We start from the raw sequence: 22,862 nt of genomic DNA, 5'->3' as shown, positions 1-22,862 counted from the left end.
AATGACATATCAGGAAACGATCGGATATCTGTACGACAGATTACCGGTTTTTCAGAATATCGGGGCCCGTGCTTTCAAGCCGGGCCTTCATACTACCAGGGAGTTGTGTAAAGCCCTGGGCGATCCGCAGGACAAATATCCAACCATTCATGTTGCGGGTACCAACGGCAAAGGAAGTACGTCGCATATGCTGGCGGCAATTCTTCAAGCGTCCGGATACCGGGTAGGGCTATATACTTCGCCTCATTTAAAGGACTTTCGCGAGCGCATACGTGTAAATGGCACGTGTGTACCCGAAGAATTCATTATTGAGTTTGTTGTCGATCAAAAATCTAACATTGATAGATTGTCTCCATCGTTCTTTGAAGTCACTGTGGCGATGGCTTTTTCCTATTTTGAGAACGCTGGTGTAGATGTTGCAGTGATCGAAGTCGGTATGGGTGGCAGGCTGGATTCGACGAATGTAATTACTCCGGAATTGTCGGTTATCACTAACATCAGTTTCGATCACATGCAATTTCTGGGCGACACGCTGGGCAAAATCGCTGCTGAAAAGGCCGGAATTATCAAAAGCGACGTTCCGGTGGTAGTTAGTGAGTACCAGAATGCCGAGATCGGTGATGTGATTACCGCCGCCGCCGAAGCGGCCAATGCGCCGTTGACGTTTGCTTCCAATGCAATTGACGTCAGATTTGTCGGCCTGGTCGACGGTAAAATGCTCGTAGATGTGGTAGAGAAGGCTTCCGGAAGATTGCTCTCGGAGGGCCTGGTTGCGGATCTGACGGGTTCGTACCAGTTGAAGAACATTGCCGGGGTATGGGCCGCCAAAGACGTGCTTATCTCAAAAGGCTGGAAAATATCCGACGATTCAGTGAGAAGGGCGCTGCAATCCGCAAGCGCCATCACCGGGTTGAAAGGACGCTGGCAACAGTTGCGTCAAAATCCTGACGTTTATTGTGATACGGCACACAATACGGCCGGTCTTACTATTACTTTGACCCAATTCGATACAGTTTGCAAGGGAAGGAAGCGGTTTGTAGTCGGTTTTGTGGGTGATAAGGACATTTCGACCATGTTGTCGCTATTTCCCAAAGATGCAGACTACTATTTCTGCGAACCCTCGAATATGCGGGCGTTAAAGGCCGAAGAATTGCAGTCCAGAGCGCGTGAACACGGTTTGGTAGGGAAGACCTTCGGAAATGTGAACGAAGCGCTGGAAGAGGCTATAAAGGATTCGGCACCTAACGACGCAATTTACGTGGGTGGTAGTACCTTTGTAGTCGCAGATATTGAAAGTTTATAGAGCATATAAGTATAATGGCAAGAAGAAAGTTACATCATTACAAGTTTAGCGAGCAGGCAGAAAATGTAGTTCAGGCGGGTAAACCGCTTTATTCGGAAATAAAAGGCAATTGGAATAAGCTATACTTTAATAACGAAAGCCCGATTGTTGCGGAACTGGCATGCGGTAAGGGCGAATATACGATTGGATTAGGTAAAAAATTCCCGGAAAAGAATTTCATCGGCGTCGATATCAAGGGCGACCGGATCGCGCGCGGCAGTGCATTGGCTACGGAGCAGAATTTATCGAACGTTGCTTTTCTCCGGGCGGGCATCCAATATTCGGAGGAATTTTTCGGAGAAGGTGAGTTGAGCGAGATCTGGCTCGTTCATCCGGACCCGCAGGTGCGCGACCGTAACGAGAAGTATCGGCTGACCAATCCCAGTTTCCTGGCTAAATATGCGGCATTTTTGAAAGAAGGAGGGATGTTCTTTCTGAAAACGGATAGCGATTTCCTGTACGAATATACTTTGCAGACGCTCGATGATGCTCCCAATTTCCGGATTGTCGAGCATACTTACGACTTGTATCAATCGCATTTGCTCGATGAACACCACGGCGTGCGGACGCATTATGAAGGCATTTTTACTGCGAAGGGTTATACCATCAAGTACATTAAAGCGGAGCTGGTTTAGACGAGCTATAAAGCAAAAGGCCCGTTCCAGCATTTGCCGGAACGGGCCTTTTTATATTAAAGTAAGTTGTTACTTCTGGATCAAACCAGCGAAGTAGTAAACAGTTCTTACCAGCTGAGACACGTAAGACATTTCGTTGTCGTACCATGAAACAGTTCTAACAAGCTGAACGTCACCTACTTTCTGAACGCGGGTCTGTGTTGCGTCGAAGAGTGAACCGTAGCTGATACCGATGATATCGCTGCTCACGATTTCATCTTCTGTGTAGCCGTAGCTTTCATTAGCAGCAGCTTTCATAGCAGCATTGATTTCCTCTACGCTGGTTTCGCGGCCCAAAACAACTGTCAATTCAGTCAATGAACCTGTCAATGTAGGAACACGCTGAGCTGAACCGTCCAGTTTACCTTTCAATGAAGGCAATACAAGACCGATCGCTTTTGCAGCACCAGTGCTGTTAGGAACGATGTTCTGAGCAGCAGCTCTCGCTCTTCTCAAATCACCTTTCGGGTGTGGAGCATCCTGGGTGTTCTGGTCGTTGGTGTAAGCGTGGATGGTAGTCATCAAACCGTTTACGATACCAAATTTCTCTTCCAATACCTGAGCCATTGGCGCAAGGCAGTTGGTTGTACAAGAAGCACCGCTGATGATGGTTTCGGAACCATCGAGGATGTTGTGGTTTACATTGAAAACGATTGTTTTCAGGTCGCCGGTAGCAGGAGCGGAGATAACTACTTTTTTAGCACCTGCCTTGATGTGCGCACTTGCAGATTCTGCGCTGGTGAAGAAACCAGTACATTCAAGAACTACATCAACATCGTGCTGTGCCCAGGGAATTTGTGAAGGATCACGTTGCGCATAGATAACGATGTTTTCGCCATTTACGACAACTGAATTGTCGGTAGACTTAACATCTGCGTCGAAACGTCCTTGTGCAGTATCGTATTTGAGGAGGTGTGCTAACACTTTTGGACTAGTCAAATCGTTGATGGCTACGATATCGATGCCCTCCATGTTATAGATTTGACGGTAAACAAGACGACCGATGCGGCCAAATCCGTTGATTGCAACTTTTACTTTTGACATATCGAGGTAGATTGGTTATTTCAGCCGCAATATTAATAAAAATGTATACGGATGAAAAGTATATAAAGGAAATATAACAAATTAGGTATTCGATGATAAAAAAGACATTTAAATTAGCAAATTAGTACCGTTGTTCGATTTGAATTAACATTTTTACTTTTGAATTTGCTAATTAGAGTAGTATATTGAAGGCCTTTATTCTGTTTTGATTTGTTTTGATTCTACATTAAGAACCTATAATATTGCGTCACAGTTCCCTCGCGAGAGGGTTCTCTTTTCACCTGTAAGTTTATTCGTATGTTTCATTCTGAAACAGATTATAACTTATTGATTTACAGGATAATAAATGAATATCATTAACTCTATACTTTAACATGAATTTTACTGAACAAATTGAAAATTACTGGTCCAACCGGGAATTATTGAAGGAAGAATCGGCAAAGAATTTTATCCGCGATATCATCGAGGAGGTCGATAAAGGGAGACTGCGCGTGGCCGAGCCTAATGCTAATGGAGGATGGACTGTCAACGAAGCGCTAAAAAAAGCGATCATTCTTTACTTCCCAATCCAGCAAATGCACGTGAGCGAAGTTGGCATTTTTGAATACCATGATAAGATGAAACTAAAATCCGGCTACGAACAACTTGGTGTAAGGGTAGTGCCTCCGGCCGTGGCGCGGTATGGCGCCTATATTTCAAAAGGTGTAGTGCTCATGCCATCATACGTAAACATTGGCGCCTATATAGATGAAGGTACCATGGTCGACACCTGGGCAACCGTGGGAAGCTGCGCACAGATCGGGAAGAACGTTCACCTGAGCGGTGGCGTAGGAATAGGAGGGGTACTCGAACCGGTTCAGGCAGCGCCCGTAATCATTGAAGACGGTGCATTCATTGGCTCACGTTGCATCGTTGTAGAAGGTGCTCGCGTTGGAAAAAGAGCCGTTTTGGGCGCAGGAGTAACAATTACGGGCAGCTCGAAAATTATCGACGTTACTGGCAGCGAACCTGTGGAATACAAAGGGTATGTACCTGAGGACTCAGTTGTAATCCCGGGAACATTGCCTAAGGAGTTCGCCGCAGGTACGTATCACGTGCCTTGCGCATTGATTATCGGCAAGCGCAAACCAAGCACGGATCTCAAAACTTCTCTGAACGATGCTCTTCGCGACAATAGCGTAGCGGTGTAATTCTCGGAGAAACCATCCGAATAACGCAATCTGAGTGCGGCATGAATTATTCGTGTCGCATTTTTTTTTGCCCCAAATCCACGATTTACAAATATATACGATACCTAAAATCAATGTTTAATATATTAAATCATTACAGTTCACTTATTTAAATCAACAGATTTCGTCAATTTACTTTTTAGGTATTTGCTTTTCGATCCAATTATTTAACTTTGTATTAAAATTTACAAATTACAATATGGATCTCACTAACAAGATTAAACAGATATTGATTGATAAAAATATCACGCCGTCGCTCTTCGCTGATGAAATAGGTATACAGCGATCCAGCATGTCGCATATACTTGCCGGGAGAAATAAGCCAAGTCTGGATATGGTGCAGAAAATTGTAAAGCGCTTTCCGGATCTTGGTATCAGCTGGATACTGGACGACGAACCCTTGCCGGCAACAGCCTCCATGACGGTAAATGAACCCGTTTTAGAATCGCGTAAAAAGGCAGCTCCCGCGCCTCAGCCCGCACAAACAAATGTCGTAAAGGAGAAACCGGTCGTTTTGCCGGAGAAAAAGATCGAAAAAGTGCTTATTTTTTATTCTGACGGCACTTTTCAGGAATTCAAACAGGGGTGACAAACTGGGCCTGCCAAATTCAATAATTTGTAAGATCTCCTCGAAAGTGCCATTTTAACCTCATATCTGTTTCGATGCCGTCGACCGGCATCGAAAATTCGAGACGTATTACGATAACCGTCACTGTCCCGCGAAAATGCAGGGACATGGGTCCGTTTCCCTTCTCAAAATTTTCAGCATTAACCCACGGGCCGGCACAACAACTCCGCTCCGGCCGATCGAGACGACTGCATCTCACTACTTTAAGATACTGTTAAATTTCTTGTCGGTAAGTCACCGATAATTTAATTGTGTCGTACTCACAATTTTGGTAGCATACCGGACAGCACAGGACAGTATGGAATTCAAATACCGATACTATTGCAGAAATAATATAATTCAAATCATTAATTGTACATATCAAACATAGGTATGGGTATGTACTTCAAGCCCAATCATTTTGTCTCCCGGCAACATGTTTGAATTTTATTATTCCTCCTCCACTAAAAATATACCACCCAAACCAACTGCCTATGGAAAAAATCCAAGCTTGAAACCCATTTTACTTGTCCAATCATTAACTATTCCAATCCTGAACGTATGAATCAATCTCGACAATTAAGATTCAATACCGGCCTGCGCTCGCTCCGAAAGGTGATGCTGGGCCAGGTATTGTTCGGCGTTGCGCTCGCAGGCTTCCATCAAGCCCCGGCGACAGCCGCCCCAGTGAAGGACCCAATGCTGGCGACCGCCGACCGATCGCTTGCAGGGAAAGTGACCGATGAAAATGGCTCCGGGCTCCCGGGCGTGAGTATTATTGTGAAAGGTTCCAGCACCGGAACCGTAACTGATACCGAAGGCCGCTACACGATCAATGTACCTGACGCAGGCGGTCCAGTTTTAGTTTTCTCTTTTGTCGGGTACGTACCAAAAGAGATTACAGTGGGAAATCAGACGAATTTGGACGTTCAATTGGCCGTGGATAACAAAGCGCTGGAAGAAGTGGTCGTGGTAGGGTATGGTACCCAGCGCAAGCGCGATATTACTTCGGCGGTGTCCAACATTAACATTGAAGACATCGGAGAAGTACCGAAGTCAAACGTCACCCGGATGATCCAGGGACAGGCGCCCGGGGTGATCATCAAGCAGAAAAGCGGTACGCCAGGCCAACAATTCGAAGTGAAAGTACGCGGGATCAGCTCGCTCGGAGCCGGTAGCGATCCTTTGTACGTAATCGATGGCTTCCCGGTAGGTATTTCCGTCGGCCAGAACCTCAACCCGAACGACATCGAGACGATCACAGTGCTGAAAGATGCGGCGTCGACAGCGATTTACGGTGCACGCGGTTCGAACGGGGTAGTTCTGATCACCACCAGATCGGCCAAGGAGGGCAAGACGAACCTGAACGTTTCCATCGACTACGGCGTCCAGAATGTCCCTGAATCGAGAAAAACCAAAGTGCTGAACGGTAAGGATTTTGCGCAGTTCAAGAAGGAAGTATTTATTGGAAGGTTCGTACTGGACAAGAAACGGCAACCTACGAATGAGGAAATTCCCATCGACTTCCGCAACCCCGAGGATACCAAATATTCCACCAACTGGTTCGACCTGATCCTGCACAACAACGCACCTTATACGGATGTAAACGTGTCGCTTTCGTCAGGAAAAGGCCCTATCAAGTCAATGGTTTCGCTGGGCTATTACAAGGAAGACGGCGCATTGAAATACACTGATTATGACCGCGCTTCCGTTCGCACGAACCTCGCCGGGGACATTAACAAGTACATTTCAATGGGTGTGAACATAGCCGGTAGCTACTCGCGGTCGAGCCTCGCGTCCACCGACGGACGTAATGCGCAGGTCGGTCTGACCCTCATCAGCGATCCGCGCTACCCTGCGTATGATGAAAAAGGCGAATTGATCCCTTACTACAATGGCGTCGGCGATATTTTTGGTTTCCCTAACCCGCTTTACCTGCTGAAAGCGATCAAGCGTAACCGCAACATCGCCGACGTACTGGCCAATGGTTACATCGATTTCAATATAGCCAAGGGCTTGAAGTTCAGGACCTCCATAAATGCAAAAATCAACTATAACCAATATAAGGAGTACGTTCCTTCTACGATCGGGCTGGCCGTGGCGACGGGCTCTAACGGCGCGCCTCCCCGCATTGCTGCGGAACGGGACGATTCGGAAGAGTTGCGCAATTATACAGCCGACCAGTTGCTTACCTATAATGTCAATCTCGGTGAAAACCACCACCTCGATGCCATGCTTGGCTACACTGCCCAGCAGGAAATCGTAAAAGGCTTATATGGATCCGGTAACACTTTCCCCGACGACCTCGCTCCGTACCTAGGCAATGCTACCATTCGCTCGTCGAACTCCATGGAGCGTAAATGGACTATGCTCGCATACCTGGCACGATTAAACTACTCATTCAAAGACCGTTACCTCTTCTCGGCATCGTTCCGTCGCGAGGGTAGTTCCCGTTTCAGCGAAGGGCACCAGTTTGGCAACTTTCCGGCAGTTTCCGTGGGTTGGAGGCTTTCAGAGGAATCATTTATTCCAAAAGCAGCATGGCTTACCGACCTGAAACTGCGCGGCAGCTGGGGTATGACGGGTAACAATACCTATCAGGTGAGCGCGAACAACAACTTCGGTACCGGACAAAATGCCGGTGACGATGGTAACTATGCCAGCCTCGCATTCCTCGGTTTGAACAATTACGTATTCAACAATGGATTGTCGATCGGGAAAACCGTAACCCGTTTTGCGAACCCCGAACTGACCTGGGAAAAATCCAACCAGCTGAACGTCGGTCTCGACCTTGCGACATTCAATAACCGCCTGGTGTTCACTGTGGAGTATTACAAAAAGATTACAGACGATATGCTGCTCGGCTATAACATTCCCGCGGTATCCGGCTTTACTACAACTTTGAAAAATCTTGGAAAAGTTCGCAACTCGGGTGTGGAGATTGCTGGTAGCTACCGGATGAAAATCGGCCAGGTGAATTTCAGGACGAATGCAAACATCACCTTCAACCGGAGCAAGATCCTCGCAATCCGCGGCCAGAACGACTTCATTCTGCAAGGCAGCCAGTACGGCGGCTATAACATTCAGCAGGTGGGACGGCCGATCGGGATGATTTTCGGTTATAAAAAGCTGGGCATTTTCAACACCCAGGCTGAAATCGATGCCTCCCCCGTACAGGAAGGAGCAGTACCGGGCGCGATGAAGTTTGCAGACCTGCACGGCGCACCAGATGGCGGGCCTGACGGCATTGTATCTTACGATACCAAGGACATGACCGAGATTGGTAACCCCAACCCGAAATTCAACTGGGGTTGGACCGTTGCTGCCGATTACAAACGTTTCGATGTCAGCGTGTTGCTGATGGGCGCTTACAAATTCGATATTTACCGGAACATCGAGGCTTCGACCATGAACATGGACGGCGTTTTCAATGTGCTCGAAAAGGCGAAAGACCGCTGGCGCTCACCTGAAAACCCCGGCCCGAACCCGAACGACAAGCACTCGCAGGGTGGTACCGACTACTTCAAATGGTCGCGCGAGAGTAGCGAACGTTACGTGTACGACGGCACGCACACATGGATCAAAAATGTGACGATCGGCTATACGCTGCCCAAAGTGAACGGTATCCTGTCAGATGCGCGCATTTTCGTCAATGCGGCTAACCTGCTGCTGATCACCAAATATCCGGGCAACAACCCCGACGCCGGGGTACGCGGCGGTACTGAACTGAACAACGACGACGAGTCGTATCCGGTACCGAGAACATTTTCCGCAGGTATTAAAGTAAACTTCTAAAATCGACGAAGATGAAAAAACTAACGATACTGGGAATCGCGCTGGCCATGGTACTGTCGTCATGCAGCGAAGACTTCCTCAACCAGACCGACCCGACGAAAGTAAAGGTCGATTTGTTCTATAAGAACGAAGAACAGGTGAAGCAGGCTGTGAGCGGGGTTTATAGCCAGATTCAGGGCCTTACCAATACGGCGTATCTGTTTGGGGAATTTCAAACAGATAACACGACTATCGACCTGAACCCTTCCGACCGCGGTGGCGCGGGCGGCTGGGAAGCGTTCGAATTTGGGACAGTCAACTCCGGGAATGGTGAAATCGCCAACCTCTGGAACGGTTACTATGCAGCCATGTACAACTGCAACCTGACGTTGGAGCGGATGGTGAATGCCGAGATGACCGACAATGGCCGCAAGCAAGCCGAAGGCCAGCTCAAATTCCTGCGTGCTTATATGTATTTCAACCTTGTCCAGTATTTCGGTGATGTGATCATCGTCACGTCGACACTCTCGATCCCCGATCCTGCATTCGACCTGGTGCGGTCGCCGCAGGCTGATGTTTGGGCACAAATTGAAAAAGACCTGAAAGAAGCCGCCGCCGCATTGCCTGTCAAATATACCGCCGCCAGCGATCTCGGCCGTGCAACCAAAGGAGCTGCATTGAGCCTGCTCGGCAAGTCGTACCTCACACAGAAGAAGTACGCCGACGCCATCACGACGCTCAAAGAGGTAACCACGCTTGGGTACGCATTGAATGCCAACTACGCCGACAATTTCGCGATCACCAAAAAGAACGGAGTCGAATCGATCTTCGAAATCCAGTACATGGGCGATAACGACCTTGGCGAATGGAGCAACTTCGAATATTTGTTCGCTCCGCGGGTTTCGAAGGGAGCAGTAACCGGCTTCGCCGCCGGGTCGAACGGCGGCAGGAATGTCCCTACCAACGATATCATCGCAGCCTATGAAAAAGGTGATCTTCGTAAGGATATTTCGTTAAAAACCAGCTTCAAACTGGATACTGTCACTTATAACATTCCCTACGTAGTTAAATACAACTACCCGCATACGATCGTGAACCGTACCAATTCCAACTGGCCGGTATTGCGTTATGCGGATGTGCTGCTCATGCTGGCGGAGTCAATCAACGAGCAGTCCGGCCCGACCGGCGAGGCGCTGGGCTACCTCAACCAGATCCGGAAACGAGCAGGCCTGGAAGATCTCGCCCTTGCGGATAAAGCCGCGTTCAGAACGGCGGTCTTGAAAGACAGGAGGCTTGAACTTGCGTTCGAAAATCACCGGTGGTTTGACCTCAAAAGAACCAAGACACCCGCTGAATGGGCCGCTTTAATGAACGCTCACGGCGCACAGGAACGCGCAAAGCCAACGGTAGCAAGAGGTAATGTGCCGTTCAACTCGACAGACTACGTCTATACCGAGAATGAGTATTTCCTGCCTTTACCTGCGCCACAGATTCTGATCAACTCCAAGCTGATTCAAAATCCGGGTTATTGATCGGCTAAGTGCCTGCAATGCACAGGAGGGGCATCCCATATGCCTCTCCTGTTAAATTTTATAACTAATCCGCGAAAAAATGCGTTATAATCCTAATAGTCAATCGAGTACCTGCATTACTGTTTATATGAACCTTTTTAGAAAAACATGAATATTTATCATTTATAGCAAGACAGAACAGGATACTATTCCCCTTGTTGCATTTTAGTATTGTATGATATTGCGGAATCCCCCCGGCGGTATTCCTGAACCACTAACCCCTTGAACTTGTGTTACTCCAAGCAACCGAAACTTTCTGGCTTTGGCAATTTTTAGGACGATTGCACCCTTTACTGGTCCATTTTCCCATTGGACTTCTTTGCATTGCATTGCTTTTTGAACTCATCGACTGGAAGCACAAATCGACCGTCCTGCGCGACGGCACGCGCATTATCACGTGGGTGAGCGCGGGAAGTGCTGTGCTCGCCGTCGCATTTGGTCTATTGCTGGCCAGCTCCGAAGATTCCAGCGGTACCAATCTCGAAATCCACCGCTGGGCAGGGATAACCACGATGGTACTTTCCCTGGTCACGGCATTTACGTTGCGTTCGGGCAACAGGAGCCTGTTCCGCGGGCTGTTGCTCACCACTGTATTCGGCGTATCATTTGCAGGGCATTACGGCGCGATGCTCACGCATGGCGAAGATTACCTGACAAGCGTATTGCCCGGTGCTAACCAAACCGTGGAGCCCGAAGGTGAGACGGAAGCTGATTTTGTGCTGACTAACAATGGTGCATTAACCCCTGAACAAATACAAAATCTCAATGTGGAAGTCAGGACAATCCTGGCGCACAACTGTTACAGCTGCCACAGTGAAACCAAAATGAAAGGCGAGCTTCGGCTCGACAGCAAGGACGCCATTATGAAAGGCGGTGAACACGGGGTGGTAGTCGTTCCAAACCATCCCGACAAAAGTGAGCTGATCCGACGAATTTCCCTGCCGAAAGGCCATAAGGAAGCCATGCCCACCAAAGGCAAGCGCCTAAGCGAGAAAGAAGTAAAACTGCTTCAATTCTGGATCGAAAAAGGCGCTCCATGGCCCGATGGCAAAGAGAAAAGCATTTACCGTGTGGCCGAACTGGCACCTCGCACGCCTCAGGTACCAGCCGCCACAGCCGATCTGAACAAGCCTGTCGACCTGTTTGTGAATGCCTACTTCCAAAAGAATAAGGGCAGCTGGAAACCGGTCGTCGACGACCGCACTTATATTCGTCGGGTTTACCTCGACATTATCGGACTGCTTCCGGCCCCAGAGAGGATCGATGCATTTGTAGCGGATACCCGTCCCGACAAGCGGGAATTGCTTGCCAAAGAGCTACTATCCCAAAACGACGCCTACGCGCAACACTGGATGACATTCTGGAACGACGCACTCCGGAACGACTACGACGGGACCGGCTACATTACGGGCGGGCGCTTCGGCATTTCCAAATGGCTTTATGCGAGTCTGCTGGATAACAAGCCTTACAACTGGTTTGTGAAAGAGCTGATCAGCCCCAACAAGGAATCAGAGGGCTTCATCAAAGGTATCAAATGGCGCGGGACGATCAATTCCAGCCAGCGCACCGAAATGCAGGCGGCTCAGAATGTGGCGCAGGTATTTTTGGGTTTGAATCTGAAATGCGCTTCCTGCCACGACAGCTTCATCAGCGACTGGAAACTGGCCGACGCTTACGCATTTGCCAACATTTTCGCGGACACGCTGCTTGAAATCAACCGTTGCGACAAACCGACCGGCAAAATCGCGGGGACTCGCATTTTGTACCCGGAACTTGGGGAAATTGAAGTGAATGCAAATACAGAAAAACGCCTCCGCCAACTGGCCGATTTCCTGGTGCAGCCCAAAGACGGCAGATTGTACCGCACGCTCGTGAACCGCGTATGGGCGCAGCTGATGGGCCGCGGCATTGTGGAGCCGGTGGATGCAATGGACAACTTGCCGTGGAGCCAGGACCTGCTCGACTGGCTGGCATCCGACTTTGTCACGAATGGCTATGATGTCAAAAAACTCATTTATACGATCGTCACTTCCAAAACTTACCAGCTACCGTCCACATCGGTGAAAGAAGCAGGGGATATTATGGCGAACGATTTCAAGTTTACCGGTATGGTGCGCCGCAGGCTCACCGCCGAGCAGTTTGCCGATGCGATCAGCACGAGCTTCACGCCGATGTATGCCGACACGTCGCTTGCATTGAAGAAGCTCCCGGAAGACATCCAATCCCGATTGCCGTTCCCGCGCGCGGCGTTCGTGAAGAACGACCCGTTCCTTACTTCGCTCGGCAGGCCGAACCGTGAGACGGTGAGTACCGGCCGCACTTCGCAGGCCAACCTGCTCCAGGCATTAGAGCTCACGAACGGCTCCAAATTCACCGAGACGCTCAAAGCAGGATCGAAGATCTGGAAGTCGCAATACCCGACATCCGACTCGCTCGTGACCGCCCTTTACCGGAAAGCATTGGGCCGTTCGCCGGTACCGAAAGAGCTCGCGGCCGCGAAAAAAATCCTCGGTCCAACACCCAGCGAGGAAGGCATTCAGGACCTGGTTTGGGCGATTGCATTGGTGCCCGAGTTTCAGTTGATATATTAAATGTGCAGTACATATATAGCATACTTATAATATCAAATGAATAGCACTTTAAATGCACATAATACATTTACAATGTATACAAAGAATAAAATTTATAGTATTAATTATAAATTTAAAAAGTATTTAAAGTATGAAATGTAAATAAATATAAATAATTGAAATACAACCATTTAAAATATACAGAGAAATGAATATCCAATGGAATAGGAGGGAGTTTCTGCAACGGGCCAGTGCCGCTACGATGGCAGCTTTGGCGGCAGGAACCCCCATATCAAACCTGCTTACCTCATGCCGGGGCAAGGCGGGAGCCAATTCTTCGGCGGACACAGTGATACTTTTATGGATGGCCGGCGGTATGGCGCACACGGAAACGTTCGACCCGAAAGCCTACACGCCGTTTGAAAAAGACATGGAAGGTAACCGCGTTTTGAGCACATTCAAATCGTTCCCGACGAAGCTCGACGGCATCCATTTTTCGGACGGCTTGCAGTCGATAGGGCAGGTGATGGACAAGGGTACGCTCATCCGCTCGTACGTCGCAGCCGATATGGGACACATCCTGCATTCACGCCATCAGTACCATTGGCACACCTGTTATGAGCCACCGCAAACGGTCGCCGCACCGCACATGGGATCGTGGATCGCCAAGGAACTCGGACCCAAAAATCCGGTGATCCCGGCGTTCATCGACATCGGCCAGCGGTTCACAGTAGGCGAGGCCGAAGAGCTGAAAGCATTCCACACGGCCGGCTTCCTCGGCAATGAGTTTGGCCCATTCTTCATTCCGGACCCCAGCCAGGGACTCGAAAGCGTGCGCCCGCCCGTGGGTATGGACGCGAAGCGTTTCGAGCGCCGCAACCAGTTGTACAATGAGCTGATCAATAACAGCCCGGTAGGAGAGTTCGGCAGCGATTACCAGCGCGAGTCGTTGAAACGTTCCATGGAGCAGGCGTATGCATTGCTCAATTCTCCGGAGTCGAAGGCATTCGACCTCAGTACGGAGCCTAAAAAGAGCTACGATATTTACAACACCGGCCGGTTCGGGCTAGGCTGTCTGCTCGCCCGCCGGTTGACCGAGCAGGGCGCGCGTTTCATCAGCGTCACCACCGAATATGAGCCATTCAAAGGTTGGGATACGCACGAAAACGGCCACACGCGTTTACAGGATATGAAGAAACAGATCGACGGCCCGATTGCGCAGCTCATTAAAGACCTGGATGAGAAAGGCCTGCTCGACCGCACGATGGTCGTTCTGGCCAGCGAATTCAGCCGCGACATGATGGTGGAAGGTCGTCCGGACGCCAAAGTAAAAGAGCAAGTTGCCCAGCCCGACATTCTATCGGATCTCAAATTCTACGGTATGCACCGCCATTTCACCGACGGCTGCTCGATGCTGATGTTCGGCGGTGGCATTAAAAAAGGGTTCGTCTACGGCAAAACTGCCGATGAACGTCCTTGCAAGACGATCGAAAACCCGGTGAAGATAGACGGCATTCACCAGACGATTTATCATGCATTAGGTATTCCACCAGATACCCAATATGAAATTGAAAAACGGCCATTCTATACGACGCCCGATGGCAAAGGTCTTGCCGTGAAAGAGTTGCTTGTCTGATTATCGGTTCGACCCGCCGGAAGATGCTGATAGCCAGCCTTCCGGCGGATCTATCTCTTACTATCTCACCTTCTTCATATCCTATATTGTGGACCGTCGCCAACCGGCGAACGGGCGGCTTCCTCATGCCAGATATAAGATATATCCAAAAAACTCATGTTAATTAAATATTAATCAAAACCAGACAGAGCAGGACAGTCAGTTCTTGCATTCGTTCTACTATTGCATAAATGTTACTTTAAGTATGAATAATTGTCTTTTATACATCACAAAGGCATTTATTTCTTAAAGTATTCCAACTCTTCATCAACCATAGATCTGCGCGCTTTCAAGCCTGTTTTACATGCAGGAAAGCCATCCGTTTCGTGATCAGACCACATCTATTTTTGACATACCCTAAACGCTGCTTTTCCCAATCCCGACAATTGTTCACTTAAACCGATTACTATGAGAATACAAAGCTTAACCGATTAACCCCGCTACCCGGACGTTTTAGACAATGCTCCGGGCCTCTGCTAATTACTAAATCTAAAAATGAAGCTTATGAATCAATTTCGACAATCCATTTACGGCACCCGATTGAATTCGATCCTGAAACTCTCGGTGGGCCAGGCGCTCATTGGAGTGGCTTGCGGATTCAACGCGATGGCCGATAATAGTTTAAATCTTAACCCGCTGGTTGTGAGCAGTAACATCACCGCCGACCGGACGATCAAGGGAAGGGTAACCGACGACTCCGGCGAAAAGCTGCCGGGTGTAAGCGTGGTCCTCAAAGGTACCACCATAGGCACCGTGTCCGATGCGGACGGTATCTACACCGTTAACGTCCCCGACAGAGGCGGTGTCCTCATTTTCTCTTCCGTAGGGTTCCTTACACAGGAAGTTCCCCTGGGAGCTGCCTCAACGGTGGATATTAAACTTGCCACCGACGCCAAGGCGCTTACCGAAGTGGTGGTAGTAGGTTATGGTAGCCAGTTGAAAAAAGAAATTACAGGTGCGGTGCAAACCGTTAAAAGTGAGGAACTGAAAGATATTCCGGTATCGCAGGTTACTCAAAAACTGCAAGGACGTCTTGCCGGTGTGCAGATCAACCAAACCACCGGTAAGCCGGGGCAGGGGATGGCTGTACGTATCCGCGGCCAGGTGTCGGTGACAGCCGGCAGCGACCCGCTTTACGTGATTGACGGCTTCCCGATCACCGGTACAATAGGCCAGATGAACCCCGACGAAATCGAGGACATTACCATTTTGAAAGATGCAGCTTCCACGTCCCTTTACGGTTCCCGTGCAGCGAACGGTGTTGTACTGATCACCACCAAACGCGGTACACCTGGCAAAATGGCCGTGAGCTTCAACGCCTACGCGGGTATCCAGAAGGTACCTATGAGGGGTCGTGTAAAAATGCTGAACGCCGAAGAATTCGCGCAGTTCAAGAAAGAAATGTACGAGGATGAGAACAAACCGGTTCCCAAAGCATTTGAGAACCCATCGGAATATGCAGGCAAAAACAACGACTGGTATGACGCATTGCTGCGCACAGCACCTATTCAGAGCTATAACCTCACGGTAAGCTCCAACAAGGAGAATATGCGGACATCGCTCGTAGCGGGTGTTTTCAATCAAAAAGGGGTGGTGCTCAACAACAATTACAAGCGCTACTCACTTCGTATGAATACTGAGTATGACCTATCAAGCAAAATTAAAATCGGTTTCAACCTGGCACCGCAGTTTGTATATGACAACACCCCACGGACGGATGGTGACCGCGGTACCGGTGTGCTCTTCAATGCATTGCATACCTGGCCTGTGATGCCTATTTATGATGCCAACGGCCAATTGACCAAATACAACAACTTTCCGCAAGGCACCGGTAATATCTTCGATTATCCCAACTGGGTACGCGCGGCGAAAGAGCTGACCAACGAAACGAGAATCAACAAGCTTCTAGGTAATGCTTATGTGCAGTACAGCCCGATTAAAGGCCTCATATTGAAATCGACCTTGAATGTGGAACAGGAGTCAAACAAGTTTTTCTTCTTCAACCCGTCGACGGCCACGAGCGCGATCAACACACCGGTGCCTACCACCGCGGTGTCGATCCGTCAGAACTATCAGAACTTCTCATGGCTGAACGAAAACCTTGCAACCTATACGCATAGCTTCAACGAGAAGCACAATTTCGAGTTGCTCGCGGGTTTCACACAACAACGTTTTCGTCAGGAGTTCGACCGGATCACGGCCAACACCTATACCGACGACCGCCTTCCGACAATCCAGGGTGCGATCAACATCGACCGCGGTGGCTCGTTTAACGTGAATGGTATTTCAGGCTCCAACACTTTCAATGGTGCTAATGAATGGGCACTGATGTCTTACATTTCGCGCCTGACCTACAACTACAAAGGCAAATATCTCTTCACTGCCGCTGTTCGTGCCGATGGTTCTTCCCGTTTCGGTTCCGACAACCGTTGGGGTACATTCCCTTCGGCGTCTGTGGGCTGGGTTATTTCGGATGAAAACTTCATGCAGTCGATTCCGAAGATCTCATTTGCCAAAGCACGTGCCAGCTACGGGGTGATCGGTAACAACAACATCGGTAACTACACCCAGTATGCATTGGTGAACAACACGACCAATGCGGTTTTCGGAAGTACGGTAGCTACCGGTGCGCAGGTAACGTCACTGTCCAACAGCAAGCTGGGCTGGGAAACAACCAAGCAGTTCGACGCCGGTTTGGATGTGGGCCTTTTCAACGACCGCATCCAATTGATTTACGATTTCTACACCAAGCGTACCACGAATTTGCTTTACGCCGTTCAGGTTCCCCAAGAGTCGGGTTTCTCTAACTACAATGACAACATTGGTGAAATCAAATTCTGGGGTCATGAAATATCGCTTACTACCCGTAACCTGGTGGGCAAGTTGAAATGGACTACCAATGCAAACATCTCATTCAACCGTAACAAGGTAATGGAGCTGGCACCGGGCATCGACCGTGTATATGGTACATTCCACATCACGCAGGTTGGCAAGCCGTTCGGTCAGTTCTACGGACTAGTGAAACAAGGCTTCTACATGAGTAAGGAAGAATTGGCCAGCAGCCCGATCATTCCAGGCCGCTCGGCGATCGGCACGATCAAGTTCAAGGATGTGAATGGCGACGGAGTAATCACCAACGGCGGCGATGCGGATGACCGTACCATTATCGGCAGCCCATTCCCGAAATTCACATACGGCCTCACCAACACTTTCAGCTATGGCGGTTGGGACCTTTCGATCACCGGATCCGGTTCGCAGGGTAACCAGCTTTGGGTACGTCACTTGTACAGCACAGCTAACCTCGACGGTGTATTCAACATGGTGGCAGGTGCCAAAGATCGTTTCCGCGTGAAGAACGGCGTCAACCCGGTAACCGGCGCGGTTGAAGCTCAAACTGTAATCACTCCGGGTAAAGGCATGTACGGCGCTACTAACAACGGTGGTAACTTCACCGGTGTGGAACGCGACTGGAACAGCTCGCACTTCCTCGCCAACGCCTCTTACTTTACGCTCAAAAACATTACACTGGGCTATAACCTGGGCGGTATCAAGAGTTTCTTCAAGTCGGCGCGCGTGTATGCGAGCGTGCAGCAGGTATATGTATTCACCAAATACTGGGGCGGGCCAAACCCTGAAACCAGCGCGCAAGGCGACGGACAGGGCGACGGTGGCAACCTGAGCCAGGGTGTGGATCTTTCGAACTACCCTGTACCACGTACCTGGACATTGGGTGTGAACTTAAACTTCTAACCTGACTTGTAAAACAGTTCCATTAAATTCCGATAGAGATGAAAACAAAATATATAGCGGCGTGGATCCTGGCGGCAGGCCTGATGGCAGGATGCGGAGATAAGTTCCTCACAGTGAACCCGGAAACGGCATTGAGTTCTAACAACTTCTTCACATCAGAAAGTGATTTCAAACAGGCGGTGAATGCTACCTACGAGCCTTTCCGCCAGATGTACAACGAGCGCGCATGGGTTTTGGAGGAAATGCATTCCGACAACACCTATTATGCCCGTAACGTCCTTTACGGCGCGGTAGACCCGACCGAAAACGTGGCCGACTTTGCAGTTCCGACTGCGAACGGGATCACGGCGAACGACAACGTACTCGTTCAGTACCGCCTCAACTACCGAATCATCGCAAGGGCCAACCAGGTGCTTGCAAAGATTGACGGGGTGGATTTTGATGCTAAATCCAAAGCGAACCTCAAAGGCCAGGCACAATTCTTGCGCGCGTTTGCTTACTTCGACCTGGTGCGACTGTTCGGTAAAGTACCGCTTCACCTGGTGCCTGCCACCGGCCGCGACGATGCACCGCTGCCATTGGCTTCGACCGACGAGATTTACGCCCAGATCGAAAAAGATGCGAAGGATGCCATCGGCGGATTGTACGATAAAGCCACGCAGGAAGCCGGACGTGTTACAAACGGTACTGCCAGAATGCTGCTCGCCAACCTTTACATTACCCAAAAGAAATGGGGAGCTGCGGAAACATTGTTGAAGGAAATCGTGACCAGCGGCCAGTATACACTGATGCCCGACTACAACGATGCATTCTCTTACACGAGTGCGAACAAAAACAACAAAGAATCGTTGTTTGAGATCCAGTACATGGAAGGATCGGCCGGATACAACGGTAACCAGATTTACCGCTTCATTCCTTCACCGATCACTGCGGCTGAAATCGCACCGATCACCGGAACGGCTAACCCGCAGCAGACTTCCCAGGAAAGTAACAATATTCCAACACCTGATCTGATCGCCGCCTACGAAGCCGGCGATAAAAGGAAGGATATTTCGATCGGCTATGTGACATTGAGCGGATCGGCGGTTGAGAATAAAACTTATCCTTATATCAAAAAGTACGCTCGCCCGCATGCGATCCATCAGAACACCGGTCAGAATTGGCCCGTTTATCGCTATGCAGAAGTGCTGCTTTTCCTGGCCGAAGCATTGAACGAAGGAGGCAAGCCGGGCGACGCGGCCACCTACCTGAACCAGGTTCGCACCCGTGCAGGCCTTGCTGCAACCAAGGCAGCTTCACAGGCGGACCTGCGTGAGGCGATTTTCAAAGAAAGACGCGTGGAGCTCGCATTTGAAAACAAACGCTGGTTCGACCTCACGCGTACCGGCCGTGTGAAAGAAATCATCGGGGCTTATGGCGCGAAAGTGAAGGCTAATCCGGCGGCATACTACTTCCCGAAAGGAGCGGTACCTCCGCCAAATGCATTCACAGTCCTGGACGACTATTACGGTCTCCCTGCTGTTGAAGCTGCATTGACACCTCATTTCTGATGGATGTAAAAGAATAAAGAAGTGCAGCAAGCGCGAGCTCGCTGCACTTTTTGCATTATGAGCATACTTATCTGCCCGATACCCCACAGAACAGGATAGTCGCGTGAATGTTTCAATCTAATATTGCAATATCAGATTATTTAAAGTTTTAGTTTGCTTTATTTAAGATGAAACAAATCCAGTCAAACGACCGCCCATAGGGTATATCCCAGGCTAGATAGCCCACGCTTCATCCTTTTTTATCAATCATATTTACTAAAACTCTGAGCTGTAAAATGTACACAAAAAAACAATGGTTAAAACTTCCGATGACGCTCGCGGTACTCGTTGCCGTAGGGGTCTTCAGCGGAGTGATGCTGAGTAACCGAACTGCCAAACACCGTCCTCCCGGCTCAAAGGTCGACAAACTGAAACTCCCGGATGGCTTCAAAGCCGATCATTTATATAGTGTTTCGGAAGAAAAGAACGGCTCGTGGGTATCCATGACGTTCGACAACAAGGGAAGGATGATCACTTCCGACCAGTACGGCGGATTGTATCGCCTGGTACTGCCTGCCATCGGCTCTGCCGACAAGCCTCAGGTTGAAGCACTTAAAATAGAAGGGGATACCGCGAAAGTCGCGATGGGTTATGCGCATGGTTTGCTCTATGCATTCAACAGCCTCTATGTGATGATCAACAACCGCTCAAACGCGCGTTTCCCGAAAGGCAGCGGCTTGTACCGTTTGCAGGATACCGACAATAACGACCAGTATGACAAGATCACGCTCATCAAACCGCTGAAAGGCGAGGGCGAGCACGGTCCGCACAGTATCGTGATGGCGCCGGATCAGAAATCGCTTTTTGTGGTAGCCGGTAACTTTACTGATCTCCCGCAAATGGATATTTACCGTTTGATGCCGAACTGGAAAAACGACAACCTTTTCCCATTCATCAAGGACCCGCGTGGGCATGCCACCGACCGTAATGCACCGGGCGGCTGGATTGCTCATACCGATCCGGAAGGTAAAAACTGGGAATTGTACACGGCCGGTTTCCGCAACCCGTACGATATCGCATTCAACGAAGCGGGCGACCTGTTTGCCTATGACTCGGATATGGAATGGGATTTCGGAACACCGTGGTATCGTCCAACACGCGTTTGCCATGCGGTAAGCGGTGGCGAATTCGGATGGAGAACTGGTTCTGCCAACACATCACCTGCATTCGCCGATTTCCTCTCGCCAGTTATGAACATCGGCCAGGGATCGCCTACCAACCTCATTTACCTGAAAGACGCACGTTTCCCGGCGAAGTACAAAAATACCTTGCTCGCATTCGACTGGTCATTTGGTATCGTTCACGGCTTGCACCTGAAACCAAGCGGCTCTACCTACACAGCTGAACACGAAGAATTCCTTTCGGGAGCGCCACTTCCATTGACAGACGGCGCGATCGGTCCTGACGGTGCATTATATTTCCTGACCGGCGGCCGTCGCCTCGAATCGGATCTCTACCGCGTATATTATGGTGATTATAAGAATATTGCACCTGGATCCAATGCAGCTACGCCGGTGATTACGCCAGAGCATAAGCAGCGCACCGCCATTGAAGAGTACCATGTTAAGAAAGACCCGAAAGCAATCGATCAGGCCTGGCCATTGCTGAAAAGCCCGGATCGCTTCCTTCGCTATGCAGGCCGTCTGGCTATCGAGCACCAGCCTGTCGGCCAGTGGGAAAGCAAAGTTTATGCTGAAAAAGACCCTCAGTCGATCATTTATGCAGCCATTGCATTGGGCCGCCAGGGTGACTCTACAAAAGTAGGAGGGCCTCTTTTGAAAAAACTGACCACGATCGACTACGCGAAGCTCGACGACCTGAACAAGCAAGCGCTCCTGCGCGCTGTGGAAGTGATCCTGTACCGCACAGGCCAGCCCGACGCTGCAACGAAAGCTGCATTGGTAGCGTATCTGAATCCGAAATATCCGTCGGCTAATGCACTACAAAACAGATTTTTAGCTAAAATCCTTATTACCATCGAAGCGCCGAAGGTGGTTGAAAAAACCCTTGCGCTGATCGCGAAAAACGAGAAGTTCGATGACAAGGATAATGAAATGGTGACTGCTTCGGCCGACCTGATCCTGCGTAACCCGCAATACGGTCTTGATCTGGCTGGCCTCCTGGAAAAAATGCCGCCGCAGCAGCAGACGTTCTATGCAATTATGCTGAGCAGTGCCAAAACCGGCTGGACTCCTGCTTCGCGCGAAGAGTATTTCAAATGGTTCCACAAGGCATTCAGTTACCAGGGGGGACGCAGCTACATCGGCTTTATCGACAAGGCCCGCCAGCTTGCTTTGAAACACGTGCCTAGCGACAAAGTGGCTTATTACAACAAATTATCTGGTTCTGAACTACTTACAGGAACCGGAAACGACCTGGCGAAGCTCTATACACCGAAAGGCCCCGGCCGCGGATGGAAGGTGGATCAGGCTGTGGAGCTCGTGAAAGACAGTCTTGCCAACCGGGATTTCGAACGCGGCAAGCAGATTTTCTCTGCCGTACTTTGCAGCCGCTGCCACACGATCCAGGGCGAAGGTGCTGACGTTGGTCCGGAACTGACCCAGCTGGGAACCCGTTTCTCGGTGAAAGACATGCTCGAAGCAATCATCGAGCCCGACAAAGCGGTATCTGACCAATATGCCTCCATTTCGTTCCAGATGAAAGACGGGCAGTCTATTGTCGGCCGTGAGGTAAATCAGGATGCCAACTTCTATTACGTATCCCAGAACCCGTTCGATCCGAAAACGATCCGGAAAGTGGCGAAGAAGGATGTAGTATCCAGCAAAATCTCTCCGGTGTCTATCATGCTTCCAGGCCTGATCAACGGTTTGAACCCTAACGAATTGAGAGACCTGGTGGCCTACCTGATGGCCGGCGGTAATAAAAATAACCCGATCTATTCCGAATCCGGCGCGCCGAAAAGCGGAAAATAGATCATATGATTTTTTGAGTAGATTATAATTAATTAGGCTTAAGATAGTGGTGCTGCGTGTTGATCCTGATGCTTCCAAAGCAAAAACGGATCCGGTAGCATCAC

The 22,862-nt window shown here is 49.7% G+C and carries 12 protein-coding genes; 11 read left to right on the top strand and 1 reads right to left on the bottom strand.

From position 1 onward, the window contains the following. Nucleotide 1 precedes the first annotated feature (1 nt). Nucleotides 2–1,303, top strand: coding sequence for a folylpolyglutamate synthase/dihydrofolate synthase family protein (locus tag J7619_RS08240; RefSeq protein WP_291196832.1), 1,302 nt, complete (start codon nucleotides 2–4; stop codon nucleotides 1,301–1,303). A 14-nt stretch (nucleotides 1,304–1,317) separates the two neighbouring features. Beyond that, nucleotides 1,318–1,977 (top strand): tRNA (guanosine(46)-N7)-methyltransferase TrmB, encoded by a 660-nt coding sequence (trmB, locus tag J7619_RS08235; protein ID WP_291196829.1) that lies wholly within the window; start codon nucleotides 1,318–1,320, stop codon nucleotides 1,975–1,977. 69 nt (nucleotides 1,978–2,046) lie between these two features. On the opposite strand, the gene gap is transcribed toward trmB, so the two are convergent. Next, entirely contained in the window at nucleotides 2,047–3,060 is a 1,014-nt protein-coding gene (gene gap / locus J7619_RS08230) for a type I glyceraldehyde-3-phosphate dehydrogenase (RefSeq protein WP_291196827.1), read from the bottom strand. Nucleotides 3,061–3,434: 374 nt separating this feature from the next. Between gap and J7619_RS08225 the strand changes: the two genes are divergently transcribed. The 9 genes from J7619_RS08225 to J7619_RS08185 all read left to right on the top strand — a co-directional run bounded on the left by J7619_RS08225 (nucleotide 3,435) and on the right by J7619_RS08185 (nucleotide 22,758). Continuing rightward, nucleotides 3,435–4,250 (top strand): 2,3,4,5-tetrahydropyridine-2,6-dicarboxylate N-succinyltransferase, encoded by an 816-nt coding sequence (locus J7619_RS08225; protein ID WP_291196825.1) that lies wholly within the window; start codon nucleotides 3,435–3,437, stop codon nucleotides 4,248–4,250. Between the two features lie 238 nt (nucleotides 4,251–4,488). Continuing rightward, nucleotides 4,489–4,878 carry a helix-turn-helix transcriptional regulator gene (locus J7619_RS08220; protein WP_291196822.1) on the top strand — a complete coding sequence of 130 codons (390 nt, stop codon included), beginning with the start codon at nucleotides 4,489–4,491 and terminating at the stop codon, nucleotides 4,876–4,878. Between the two features lie 579 nt (nucleotides 4,879–5,457). Then, nucleotides 5,458–8,691: a TonB-dependent receptor gene (locus tag J7619_RS08215; protein ID WP_310589802.1), complete on the top strand. Its 3,234-nt coding sequence runs from the start codon at nucleotides 5,458–5,460 to the stop codon at nucleotides 8,689–8,691. An 11-nt stretch (nucleotides 8,692–8,702) separates the two neighbouring features. After that, on the top strand, nucleotides 8,703–10,202 hold the full coding sequence (locus tag J7619_RS08210; protein ID WP_291196818.1) for a RagB/SusD family nutrient uptake outer membrane protein: 1,500 nt from the start codon (nucleotides 8,703–8,705) through the stop codon (nucleotides 10,200–10,202). A gap of 320 nt (nucleotides 10,203–10,522) precedes the next feature. Continuing rightward, nucleotides 10,523–12,832 (top strand): DUF1549 domain-containing protein, encoded by a 2,310-nt coding sequence (locus J7619_RS08205; protein WP_291198285.1) that lies wholly within the window; start codon nucleotides 10,523–10,525, stop codon nucleotides 12,830–12,832. 187 nt (nucleotides 12,833–13,019) lie between these two features. Further along, nucleotides 13,020–14,447, top strand: a complete 1,428-nt coding sequence (locus J7619_RS08200) for a DUF1501 domain-containing protein (protein WP_291196815.1) — start codon at nucleotides 13,020–13,022, stop codon at nucleotides 14,445–14,447. A 543-nt stretch (nucleotides 14,448–14,990) separates the two neighbouring features. After that, a complete protein-coding gene (locus J7619_RS08195) occupies nucleotides 14,991–18,236 on the top strand; it encodes a TonB-dependent receptor (protein ID WP_291196812.1) in 3,246 nt (1,081 codons plus the stop codon). Nucleotides 18,237–18,274: 38 nt separating this feature from the next. Continuing rightward, entirely contained in the window at nucleotides 18,275–19,786 is a 1,512-nt protein-coding gene (locus J7619_RS08190) for a RagB/SusD family nutrient uptake outer membrane protein (protein WP_291196809.1), read from the top strand. Nucleotides 19,787–20,061: 275 nt separating this feature from the next. Continuing rightward, complete coding sequence (locus tag J7619_RS08185) at nucleotides 20,062–22,758, top strand: c-type cytochrome (RefSeq protein WP_291196806.1); 2,697 nt, start codon at nucleotides 20,062–20,064, stop codon at nucleotides 22,756–22,758. The last annotated feature ends 104 nt before the right edge of the window (nucleotides 22,759–22,862 follow it).

It is taken from the genome of Dyadobacter sp. (genome assembly GCF_017744695.1).
Taxonomy (GTDB): Bacteria; Bacteroidota; Bacteroidia; order Cytophagales; family Spirosomataceae; genus Dyadobacter.
The sequence above is the reverse complement of the archived record's forward strand: the minus strand, read 5'-3'. Positions and strand labels throughout refer to the sequence as shown.

Bases quoted from the DNA above. Each gene is read 5' to 3' on its own strand.
- J7619_RS08200 (WP_291196815.1), top strand. From the start codon at position 13,020: ATGAATATCCAATGGAATAGGAGGGAGTTTCTGCAACGGGCCAGTGCC.
- J7619_RS08210 (WP_291196818.1), top strand. From the start codon at position 8,703: ATGAAAAAACTAACGATACTGGGAATCGCGCTGGCCATGGTACTGTCG.
- J7619_RS08185 (WP_291196806.1), top strand. From the start codon at position 20,062: ATGTACACAAAAAAACAATGGTTAAAACTTCCGATGACGCTCGCGGTA.
- trmB (WP_291196829.1), top strand. From the start codon at position 1,318: ATGGCAAGAAGAAAGTTACATCATTACAAGTTTAGCGAGCAGGCAGAA.
- J7619_RS08190 (WP_291196809.1), top strand. From the start codon at position 18,275: ATGAAAACAAAATATATAGCGGCGTGGATCCTGGCGGCAGGCCTGATG.
- gap (WP_291196827.1), bottom strand. From the start codon at position 3,060: ATGTCAAAAGTAAAAGTTGCAATCAACGGATTTGGCCGCATCGGTCGT.
- J7619_RS08240 (WP_291196832.1), top strand. From the start codon at position 2: ATGACATATCAGGAAACGATCGGATATCTGTACGACAGATTACCGGTT.
- J7619_RS08195 (WP_291196812.1), top strand. From the start codon at position 14,991: ATGAATCAATTTCGACAATCCATTTACGGCACCCGATTGAATTCGATC.
- J7619_RS08215 (WP_310589802.1), top strand. From the start codon at position 5,458: ATGAATCAATCTCGACAATTAAGATTCAATACCGGCCTGCGCTCGCTC.
- J7619_RS08225 (WP_291196825.1), top strand. From the start codon at position 3,435: ATGAATTTTACTGAACAAATTGAAAATTACTGGTCCAACCGGGAATTA.
- J7619_RS08220 (WP_291196822.1), top strand. From the start codon at position 4,489: ATGGATCTCACTAACAAGATTAAACAGATATTGATTGATAAAAATATC.